The sequence below is a fragment of the Streptomyces sp. E2N166 genome, assembly GCF_003671715.1.
GTDB lineage: Bacteria > Actinomycetota > Actinomycetes > Streptomycetales > Streptomycetaceae > Streptomyces > Streptomyces thinghirensis.
In genome coordinates this window covers 866,765-876,214 of record NZ_RAIF01000032.1, presented here as the reverse complement: position 1 = coordinate 876,214, position 9,450 = coordinate 866,765, and the positions used below count along the sequence as shown (strand labels likewise).

Below are 9,450 nucleotides of genomic sequence, written 5' to 3'. Positions count from 1 at the left end.
CCACGGCCGGACCGTCCAGGCGGCAGCCGAGGCCGTCGGCGAGGTCGGTGTGCGGGAGCATGCCGTGGCCGACGGCCAGCGTGTCGCAGGGGATGTACCGCCCGGTGCCGCGCCGGACGCCTCCGTCGGCGTCGAGGGCGGCGACGGTGACGCCGGTCAGCCGGTCGTCGCCGTGGGCGCGGACGACGGTGTGCCGGGTGAGGGGGCGGACGCGGTGGCGCAGGAGCCGGGCGGCGTATCCGGCGCCCTCGGGGAGCTTGCCGGCCAGGGCCCGGGCGTGGCGGGCGACCTGCCTCGGGTCGGCGGACTCGACGAGCGCCGCCACCCGCACCCCGGCCGCCGCGAGCCCGGTCGCCACGGGCAGCAGCAGCGGCCCGGTGCCGGCGACGACGGCGGCCCGTCCGGGCACCACCAGCCCGCCCTTGAGCATGGCCTGGGCGCCCCCGGCGGTGAGTACGCCGGGCAGGGTCCAGCCGGGGAAGGGCAGGACGTGCTCGTAGCCGCCGGTGGCGAGCAGCACCGCGTCCGCGTGTACGGCGAACGGCTCGTCCTGCCCGGGCCCGAGCAGCGCGTGCACGGTGAAGGCGCCGGACCGCTCTTCGACGAACCACACGTGATGGCCCGTCAGGACGCGTACGTCACTGGCGGCGAGCCCGTCCCGCAGCCGCTCCCAGGTGCGCCATCGGTGGTGCAACGCCCGTGGCCGCCGGGCGCCCAGTTCTGCGGCGGGCTGCCGGAAGTACTGTCCGCCCGGCCGGTCGGCCGCGTCCACGACCGTGACCCGTACCCCGCGGGCGGCCGCCGTCAGCGCCGCCGCGAGCCCGGCCGGTCCGGCCCCGATCACCGCGAGGTCAGTCCTCATGGCCGGTCCCCTCCTGGGTGCGGATCACGTCGCCCGGATGTACGGGGACCAGGCAGGCGCGCTGGTTGGGGCGGTCGTTGACGGTGACCAGGCAGTCGAAGCACACGCCGATTCCGCAGAACACCCCGCGCGGCCGGCCCGCGCCCCGGGTGGCGCGCCAGGAGGTGACGCCGGCCGCCCACAGCGCGGCGGCGACCGTCCGGCCGGGCAGCGCCTCGATCGTCCGCCCGTCGACGGTGACCGTGAAGGCGCGCTCCGGCCGGGCCCGGACCAGCCGGAGCGGGTTCACCGGGCCCCCTCGGGAAAGCGGTCGGGGCGGAACGCGGTGAGGTCGAGCGCGGGCCGCTCACCGCTCAGCAGTTGGGCGATCAGGTGTCCGGTGCCGGTGGACAGGCCGATACCCGCGCCCTCGTGCCCGCAGGCGTGGAACAGACCGGGCGCCCTCGGGTCGGGGCCGATCGCCGGCAGGTGATCGGGCAGATACGGCCGGAACCCGGCGTACGCCCGCAGCGCCCGTACCCGCGCGAGGAAGGGGAACAGCCGGGTCGCGCCCGCCGCCAGCGCCCGCAGCGCCGGAAGGGACACCGACCGGTCGAAGCCGACCCGTTCGCGGCTGGCGCCGATGAGGACCGGCCCCGCGGCGGTGCCCTCCACGACCGGGGAGGTCTGCAGGGCGGCCGAGTCGCTGGCGACGTCGGCGACGTAGTCCGCGGCGTACACCTTGTGGCGTACGCGGGGCGGCAGTGGTTCGGTGACCAGGACGTAGCCGCGTCTGGGCAGGACCGGCAGCCGTACGCCGGCCAGGCCGGCCAGTTCGCCGGCCCACGGTCCGGCCGCGTTGACGACTGCCGGGGCGTGCAGGTCGCCGCGGTCCGTGCGTACTCCGCGCACGGCGCCGTCGGGGCCGCGCAGGATGCCGGTCACCGTCCGGCCGGTGTGCAGCCGGGCTCCCGACGCCCGCAGCAGGTGGGCGGCGGCCAGGGCGGGCATGACCTGGGCGTCCTGCGGATAGTGCACGGCGCCCGCCAGGCCGGGGGCGAGACGGGGTTCGAGGTCGTGCAGCCGGTCCGCCGGGACGCCCACCGCCTGCACCCCGGCCGTCCGCTGGGCGGCGGCGAGGGCCTCCAGGCCGGCCAGTGACTCGGGGGTCCCGGCGACGACGACGCCGCCCTTGGCCTCGTACTCGACGGCGCGGCCCAGTTCGCCTGCCAGCGCGGTCCACAAGCGGGTGGACAGCAGGGCGAGTTCCAGCTCGGGTCCGGGTTCCTTGTCGGAGACGAGGAGGTTGCCCTCCCCCGCTCCGGTGGTGCCGCCGGCCACCGGGCCACGGTCCACCACTGTCACGCCGAGGCCGGCGCGGGCGGCGTACAGCGCACAGGCCGCGCCCACCATTCCGGCCCCGACCACTACGACATCGCAGGTCAGCGGCGTACTCACGCCAGTACTATGTCACACAACACACTGACTGGGAACAGGGCGGAGTCCGCTCGCGCGGTGGATCACTCGGGGGCGGGGACCACCCTCAGATGGGCGGCCGCGCGGCGGGGGCGTGCCGGGCGGTGCGGGGCGCGGCGGGGTTCGCGCAGAACCAGCGTCAGCCGGGTGCAGCCCAACTCCTCCAGCGCCTTGCACGTTTCGACCACGACCCGGCACTCGGTGGCACCCCAGCGCGGGTCGGGATGGTGCAGCGGCCGTACGGCGCCGTCGAGTTCGACGGCCTCCGCGCCGACGGCACGGATCCAGTGCGGCAGGCCCTGGCGGTAGGCGGCCTCCATGATCGGGTCCTGGGCGATGTCGCGGCGGACGGCCTGCAGACCCTTGTCGTGGCCGTACCGCTCCAGGGCGCCGGCCAGGTGCGCCAGCATGGGCAGGCACCAGCTCGACTCGTGCTCACCGAGGACCGCGGAAGCGTCGGGGTGGAACAGGACGAATCTGAGGAAGTTGTCGCCCGGCATGGCCGTCGGATGCGGTCCGGCCCCCCGGAAGAGTGTCCGGAAGGCGCCGTTGGTCAGCACCACGTCCCAGCGGTGGTCGACGACGAGGGAGGGGAAGGACACGGCCTCCAGGAGCGCGGTGTAGTCCTGGAGGTACGCCTGGGCGTCGGGGGTCGTGGGGACGGGCCGCGGCGCCGGCCGCTGCCCTCCTGCCTGAAATGCCATCGGGAGGTCACCCCTCTTGCCTATGCGGCCTTCTCGCGGCGTCCCGATCCTGGTGCCCCGACGTGAGGCGTGTCAACTATCGTGGCATTTCGTGCCTGTTGACGGCTGAAATAGGCCACAGTTGTGGCGAGACCTGGATGTGAGTTCGAGCGGCAGGCTACTCTCCGGGAAGTTCACGGCAACCGCTTGTGAGAAGCCTGTGAGGCCTGTGAGAGACGTAGGAGAGCTGTCGGTGACGGGTGGCTTCGAGGGTCCGGGTGCCATGCCGACGGCCGCGCTGTCCGCCGTCGTCGCCCGCGTCACCGCGCTCGCGGACCGGCTCGGCGTGCCGGCCGCCGAGGTCTTCGACGTCGGCCGCCTGTCCGCCGCCTCCGGCGTTCCCGAGTCCGTGGCGGGCGCCCTGCTGAGCGGCCGGCCGGCGGGCGAGCCCGATGTGCAGGCCCGGTTCGTGCAGCGCCTGGACCTGCTGCGCCGCACCCGGCTGAAGCCGAACGGCCGCAAGTACACCCAGCAGGAGATCGCCGACGGCGCCGGCATGTCCCGTCAGCAGGCGGGCGCCCTCATCAACGGCGACCGGCGGCCCACCATGGAGCACTGCGACGCCATCCAGCGCTTCTTCCGGGTGCACGCCGGATTCCTCACCGCCGAGGACCCCGAGGCGCTCGCGGGCGCCCTGCAGCACACCGAGCAGGAACTGCTCCAGCAGCTAGCCGACCGGGAGCGGAAGGCGGCGGCCGCCGCCGGCGACCCCCTGGAGCGGCTCCTGCAGGACCACGGCGTCCGCGGCATCGCCTGGCGGGCCGCCCAACTGCCCACCGACCAGCACCGCGACAAGGTCGCCGAATGGCTGGACATGCTCCTGGAAAGCGTCAAGCGGCCCGAGTCGTGAGCCTGGGGAGAGACGTGGGCATCGGTAGGGAGATGCGCCGCCTGTGCGGCGAGTTGGTCGAGGAGCTGACGCTTCCCGCCCCGGCGCGGCCCGCCGAGTTGTACGCGGCGCTGTGCGAGGCGATGAGCAGGCGACGCGGCCGTCCGGTGCTGTTCCGCATGGCCGCCTTCCCGCCCGGGACGGCCAGCGGACTGTGGCTCGACATGGCCGACCAGGACTTGGTCGTCGTCGAGGAACGCACCGCGCCCGACCACCAGTTGGTCATCCTGGGTCACGAGCTGTGGCACATGAAGGCCGGGCACTGCGGGCACCTCGTCGAAGGGGCCACGGTCGCGGCCCGGCTGCTGGACGCCGACGGCGCGGACCGGGACGAGGAGGCACTGCGCGCCACCGTGCGCGCGGTCGCCGCGCGGTCCCGCTTCGACCTCGCCGACGAGAAGGAGGCGGAGGCCTTCGGGCTGCTGCTGGCCAGCAAGTGCCGTACGTGGCTGGACGGTTCGGCTCTGCGCGGGCCGGTGCAGCGGGACCACCTGGCGGGACGGATCGGGGCGTCGCTGGGCTATCTGGGCTGATGGCTCGATCGGCCCATGGTGGGCGGCGTACGGGGCGCGGCTCGGCGGGATTGTCAGTGGTGGGCGGCAAGCTGGGAGTGTGCCGCCGCTGTGCGGGGGCGCGTGACCGCTGACGTCGTTGTGGGGAGAGCCGACCGATGACCACCACCACCGCCGTACTGACCGACCACGAGCGCACCGCCGTTCAGGCCTACCTGCGGCTGCTGCACACGGTGCGCGCCGGTTTCGACACCGCGGCGGGACCGGCCGACGCCCCTCGTCCGCCCGTCGTCCCGCCCTCCGTGCTGGCCGAGGCGGAAAAGGCGCTGGAGGCCGCTGGGCTGGCCGGCAATGAGGAGGAGTTCTTCCGCCTGCTGCGGAGCTGGTGCCCGCGACCCTGACGGGCGGGGCCCGGCCCGAGCCGCGCACGAGGCCGGACGGGCAGTGCGGACCCCTGGGAGCACGGGCGGCGCGACGGAAGGCTCAGGTGTGCGGGACCGTGACCGCCGTGGCGACCAGTCCGTGCCCGGCGGTCCAGCGGCCGTCGAAGTGGGTCAGCCGCCGGCCGCCCACTACCGGTCCCGGTACCAGGAGGGTCGCGCGCAGGGTGCCGCGGCACGGGTCGCCGGGGTTCACGGAGATCTCGATGTCCGCCTCCATGAAGTCCAGCCACTCCCCGGTGAGCGGGAACCACGCCTTGTAGACGGACTCCTTGGCACTGAACAGCAGCCGGTCCCAGTGGACGCCGGGACGCTCCTCGGCCAGCCGGCGCAGTCGCTCCGCCTCCACGGGCAGGGACACCGTGGGCAGGACGCCGTCCGGGAGCGGCCCGTCGGGTTCGGCGTCGATACCGAGGGAGGCCAGGTCGGTGGCGCGGACCAGCGCGGCGGCGCAGTAGCCGTCGCAGTGGGTCATGCTGCCGGCCAGCCCGGCGGGCCAGCGCGGTGCACCGCGTTCGCCGGTCAGCACGGGCTGCGCGGGCACGCCGAGCTTCTCCATGGCCCGGCGGGCGCAGGACCGGACGAGGGTGAACTCCCGCCGGCGCTTGGCGACCGCCCGGGCCACGAGCGCCTCCTCCTCCGGGTAGAGGGGGAGATGCCCCGCGTCGTCCTGGCCGTGGGCCTCCACGGTGACGACCGTGTCGGGCAGCAGCTCCTCGATCACCGGGCCACCTCCTCTCGCGCCGGCGACGGCAGGATGCGGCGCAGCGCTCCCGGCGGCCCGGTCCGCTTGCGCCATTCGCGGGGGTAGCCCACCGACACCTCCTCGAACCGGACGCCCTCGTGCCAGGTGGTCCGCGGGATGTGCAGATGCCCGTAGACCATGGTGTCGACCCGGAACCTGCGATGCCAGTCGGCGGTCAGCCTGGTGCCGCACCACATGGCGAACTCGGGATACCACAGGACGTCGGTGGGGTGCCGGTCCAGCGGATAGTGGTTGACGAGGATCGTCGGCAGGTCCGCGGGGAGCGCGGCGAGCCTGCGCTCGGTCTCGGCGACCCGCGCCCGGCACCATGCGTCACGGCTGGGGTAGGGGTCGGGGTGCAGCAGGAACTCGTCGTTGCACACGACGCCGGTGCCGTGGGCGTACGCCAGTCCCTCGTCCTTGGTCGCCGATCCGGCGGGCAGGAACGAGTAGTCGTAGAGCAGGAACAGCGGCGCGACGACCGCCGGGCCGCCGGCTCCCTCCCACAGGGGGTACGGGTCCTCGGGTGTCGTCACGCCCAGCTCGCGGCACACCTCGACGAGGTGCTCGTAGCGTGCGACGCCACGGAGGGCGACGGTGTCCTTGGGATGCGTCCACAGTTCGTGGTTGCCGGGGGCCCAGACGACCCGGCGGAAGCGGTCCGCGAGGGTGCCCAGGGCCCAGCGGATGTCGGAGACGGTCTCCGCCACGTCGCCGGCCACCAGGAGCCAGTCGTCGTCCGACTCGGGGCGCATCCCCTCGACCAGGGCGCGGTTCTCCGCGTAGCCGATGTGCAGGTCGCTGATGGCCCACAGCCGCCCCGGGCCACCGTCCGTCGCCGTCATCCCCCACCCCTTCCGGACGCCCGTTCGACGCCACGAGATCACATCGCGGGCCCCGGTCACAAGGGCGGCTCGCCCACGCCGGACCTGGGCGTCCCGGCCGCCCCGTGGCACCGCCCGTGCATCCGTGTGACGCGCTTTGCGTCCCAAGGCGTGGAACCCCCTATGATCGGCCCAACACCACCGCCACGATTCCCTCCGCGCAGGGCGGCTTGGTGTCCCTCCAACCCCCTGGCCGGGCACGGCCCGCTTCGCCCTGCCCGCGAACCGTGAAAGGCGACCTGCATGGTTTCTCCCGTACGCGTCTGGCTCAACCGCACGTACGCGGAGAACGTCTTCTTCATGGATCAGCTGCGGAGAAATCCCGCCGACCGGGCCGTCGAGATCCATGCCACGCACGGTGACCCGGACTCCCCCGTGCTGGCCGCCGCGGACACCGCCGACCTGGAGCCGGAGGGCCTGTCCCCGGCCGGTTACGTCGAGTACGCCCTGGACCAGTGCGCGCGGCGCGGCATCGACGTGTTCGTGCCCCGGCTGTACCAGTCGGCGATCGTGGCGCACCGTGCCGAGTTCGAGGCGGCCGGTACGGCACTGCTGGCGCCGCCGCCGGAGGCGGTGGCCGTGTTCCAGGACAAGGTGATCGCCTACGAGGCGGTCCGGGCGATCGGCGTGCCGGTGCCGCCGTGGTGGCGGGTCCGCACCGCCGAGGAACTCGTCTCGGCCGTCGAGGAGCTGGAGGCGCACGGGCACCGGGCGTGCTTCAAGCCCGCGTCCGGCGCGGGTGGCGTGGGCTTCCGGATGGTCACCCGGGACCCCTTCTCCCTCGCGCACCTGGACGGCTTCCCGAGTCCGTCCGTGCCGCTGCACCTGGTCGTCGAGGCGCTGCGGGCGGCCGACGAGCCGGTCGACTGGCTGGTGATGCCGCGGCTGGAGCAGCCGGAGGTCTCGGTGGACTGCCTCACCGGGCCCGACAACCGGGTGCGGCTGGCCGTGGGCCGTACCAAGGACGGCCGCCGCCGGGGTTTCACGCTGCACGAGCGGTGGCTGGCGCCGGCCCGGCGGATCGCCGAGGAGTTCGGGCTGCACCACCTGGCCAACGTGCAGTTCCGGATGTACGGCGACCGGCCCGTCCTGATGGACGTCAACACCCGACCGGCCGGAGGTCTGCACCAGTTGGCGCTGTGCGGGATCAACATGCCGTGGGCGGCGGTCCGGCTGGCCATCGGTGACGACCCGGGCGACCTGACGCCGCCGTTCCTGGGCCAGGACTACACGGTGGTGTCCGGACCACGCCCGCTGCGGCCCGTTTCCCTGCCGCATCAGCGCCCGGACGTCCCTTCCGTCGCGGCTCCGGCTCCGGCTCCGGCTCCGGCTCCGGCTCCGGCTCCGGCTCCGGCTCCGGCTCCGGCTCTCAAGTATCCGGCGGTCACCGCACCGGCCGTCGGCCCGGTCACCGCTCCCGCACCGGACTCGGCCGCCGGGGCTCCCGCGTAGGACGCGGCCGAGAGGCCGGCCGCCTACCTCAGATACGCCAGACCCGGATGGGCGGCCGTGTAGCCGTCGACGAGGCGGTGGGCGACGTTGACCGAGTCGACGAGCGGGTGCAGTGCGAAGGCGCGTACCGCTGCCGCGCGGGAGCCGGACCCGGCCGCCGTCAGGATCTCGCGCTCGACCGCCTTGACCGCGCAGACCAGGCCGGTGGCGTGGCCCGGCAGCGGATCCACGGCCACCGGGTGGGCACCGTTCGCGTCGACCAGGCACGGGACCTCGATCACGGCGTCGGCGTCGAGGACCGACAGCGTGCCGCGGTTGCGGACGTTGAGGATCAGGGTGGTGCGCTCGTCGCGGGCGACGGCCCGCATCAGCGCCAGCGCCACCTTCTCGTAGCCGCCGGACAGGTCGTCGGCCTCGCGCTCGCCCGCGCCCGCCGCTTCGCGGTTCTCGGCCATGTAGGTGGCCTCGCGCTCGGCGCGGGTCCGGTCCCAGGTCGCCAGGGCGGGGGCGTCGGGGCGGCGCATCTCGTCGTAGAAGCGCGCCTGCTGGTCGCGCAGGAACGCGCCGCGGGTGCGGTCGGCCTCCTGGTAGGCGCGGACGGTCTCCCGGTTGAAGTAGTAGTAGTGCAGGTACTCGTTGGGGATCGCGCCGAGGGAGCGCAGCCACTCGGGGCCGAAGAGCCGGCCCTCCTCGAAGGAGCCGAGCAGCGCCGGGTCGGCCAGCAGTCGCGGAAGTTCGTCGCGGCCGGCGACGCGCAGCCCGCGTAGCCAGCCGAGATGGTTGAGGCCGACGTAGTCGATCCACGCCCGGTCCGGGTCGGCGCCCAGTACGCGGGCGACGCGGCGGCCGAGACCGACCGGCGAGTCGCAGATGCCGATGACGCGGTCTCCGAGGTGCCGGGACATGGCCTCGGTGACCAGGCCGGCCGGGTTGGTGAAGTTGATGACCCAGGCGTCCGGCGCCAGCCGGGCCAGGCGGCGCGCGATGTCGACGGCGACGGGGACGGTCCGCAGTCCGTACGCGACGCCGCCCGCGCCGACCGTCTCCTGCCCGAGGACGCCCTCTGCCAGCGCCACCCGTTCGTCGTCGGCCCGCCCTTCCAGGCCGCCGACGCGGATCGCGGAGAAGACGAAGTCGGCCCCGCGCAGCGCCGCGTCCAGGTCCGTCGTCGCGGTCACCTCCGGCGCGTCCGGCATCCCGGCGGCCTGCTCGGCCAGCACCCGGGTCACCGCCGACAGCCGGGCCGCGTCCCGGTCGTGCAGCACGACATGCGTCACGCGTCCTTCGGAGCGGTCCCCGAGGAGCGCCCCGTACACCAGCGGCACCCGGAATCCGCCGCCGCCCAGAATCGTCAGCCTCACGCCCGCACCCTTCCGTCACCGCCCCGACTTCCACCTGGCGCCGATCATGGCACGCCCGGCCGGCCGGGCGGGCCCCTTGCTCGCCACCGCCCGCACGCCCCCTGTGC

The 9,450-nt window shown here is 74.4% G+C and carries 11 protein-coding genes; 4 read left to right on the top strand and 7 right to left on the bottom strand.

The window, feature by feature from the left end; translation table 11 throughout:
- The 4 genes from EBH09_RS30865 to EBH09_RS30850 all read right to left on the bottom strand — a co-directional run.
- On the bottom strand, positions 1 to 862 hold an 862-nt coding region (locus tag EBH09_RS30865; RefSeq protein WP_121750162.1), incomplete at its 3' end, for an FAD/NAD(P)-binding oxidoreductase.
- A complete protein-coding gene (locus EBH09_RS30860) occupies positions 852 to 1,151 on the bottom strand; it encodes a (2Fe-2S)-binding protein (protein ID WP_121750161.1) in 300 nt (99 codons plus the stop codon). The genes EBH09_RS30865 and EBH09_RS30860, both read right to left, overlap by 11 nt.
- Positions 1,148 to 2,299 (bottom strand): FAD-binding oxidoreductase, encoded by a 1,152-nt coding sequence (locus EBH09_RS30855; RefSeq protein WP_121750160.1) that lies wholly within the window; start codon positions 2,297 to 2,299, stop codon positions 1,148 to 1,150. The genes EBH09_RS30860 and EBH09_RS30855 overlap by 4 nt, the downstream gene beginning before the upstream one ends.
- Positions 2,300 to 2,361: 62 nt before the next feature.
- Positions 2,362 to 3,021, bottom strand: a complete 660-nt coding sequence (locus EBH09_RS30850; RefSeq protein ID WP_193776622.1) for a hypothetical protein — start codon at positions 3,019 to 3,021, stop codon at positions 2,362 to 2,364.
- A 232-nt stretch (positions 3,022 to 3,253) separates the two neighbouring features.
- Here EBH09_RS30850 and EBH09_RS30845 point away from each other — a divergent pair, with 232 nt between their 5' ends.
- The 3 genes from EBH09_RS30845 to EBH09_RS30835 all read left to right on the top strand — a co-directional run bounded on the left by EBH09_RS30845 (position 3,254) and on the right by EBH09_RS30835 (position 4,862).
- Positions 3,254 to 3,910, top strand: coding sequence for a helix-turn-helix transcriptional regulator (locus EBH09_RS30845; protein WP_121750158.1), 657 nt, complete (start codon positions 3,254 to 3,256; stop codon positions 3,908 to 3,910).
- 32 nt (positions 3,911 to 3,942) lie between these two features.
- Complete coding sequence (locus EBH09_RS30840; protein ID WP_121750157.1) at positions 3,943 to 4,482, top strand: toxin-antitoxin system, toxin component; 540 nt, start codon at positions 3,943 to 3,945, stop codon at positions 4,480 to 4,482.
- Positions 4,483 to 4,619: 137 nt separating this feature from the next.
- Positions 4,620 to 4,862: a hypothetical protein gene (locus EBH09_RS30835; protein WP_121750156.1), complete on the top strand. Its 243-nt coding sequence runs from the start codon at positions 4,620 to 4,622 to the stop codon at positions 4,860 to 4,862.
- A gap of 82 nt (positions 4,863 to 4,944) precedes the next feature.
- Here EBH09_RS30835 and EBH09_RS30830 read toward each other — a convergent pair whose 3' ends face one another.
- The gene (locus EBH09_RS30830; RefSeq protein WP_121750155.1) at positions 4,945 to 5,625 is read right to left on the bottom strand and encodes a 4'-phosphopantetheinyl transferase superfamily protein; all 681 of its coding nucleotides are present in this window, start codon (positions 5,623 to 5,625) and stop codon (positions 4,945 to 4,947) included.
- On the bottom strand, positions 5,622 to 6,491 hold the full coding sequence (locus EBH09_RS30825) for a metallophosphoesterase (protein WP_121750154.1): 870 nt from the start codon (positions 6,489 to 6,491) through the stop codon (positions 5,622 to 5,624). Before EBH09_RS30825 ends, EBH09_RS30830 begins: the two co-directional genes overlap by 4 nt.
- Positions 6,492 to 6,773: 282 nt before the next feature.
- Here EBH09_RS30825 and EBH09_RS30820 point away from each other — a divergent pair, with 282 nt between their 5' ends.
- Complete coding sequence (locus EBH09_RS30820) at positions 6,774 to 7,982, top strand: ATP-grasp domain-containing protein (RefSeq protein ID WP_121750153.1); 1,209 nt, start codon at positions 6,774 to 6,776, stop codon at positions 7,980 to 7,982.
- A 23-nt stretch (positions 7,983 to 8,005) separates the two neighbouring features.
- Here EBH09_RS30820 and EBH09_RS30815 read toward each other — a convergent pair whose 3' ends face one another.
- Positions 8,006 to 9,343: a 6-phospho-beta-glucosidase gene (locus tag EBH09_RS30815; RefSeq protein WP_193776621.1), complete on the bottom strand. Its 1,338-nt coding sequence runs from the start codon at positions 9,341 to 9,343 to the stop codon at positions 8,006 to 8,008.
- Between the last annotated feature and the right edge of the window lie 107 nt (positions 9,344 to 9,450).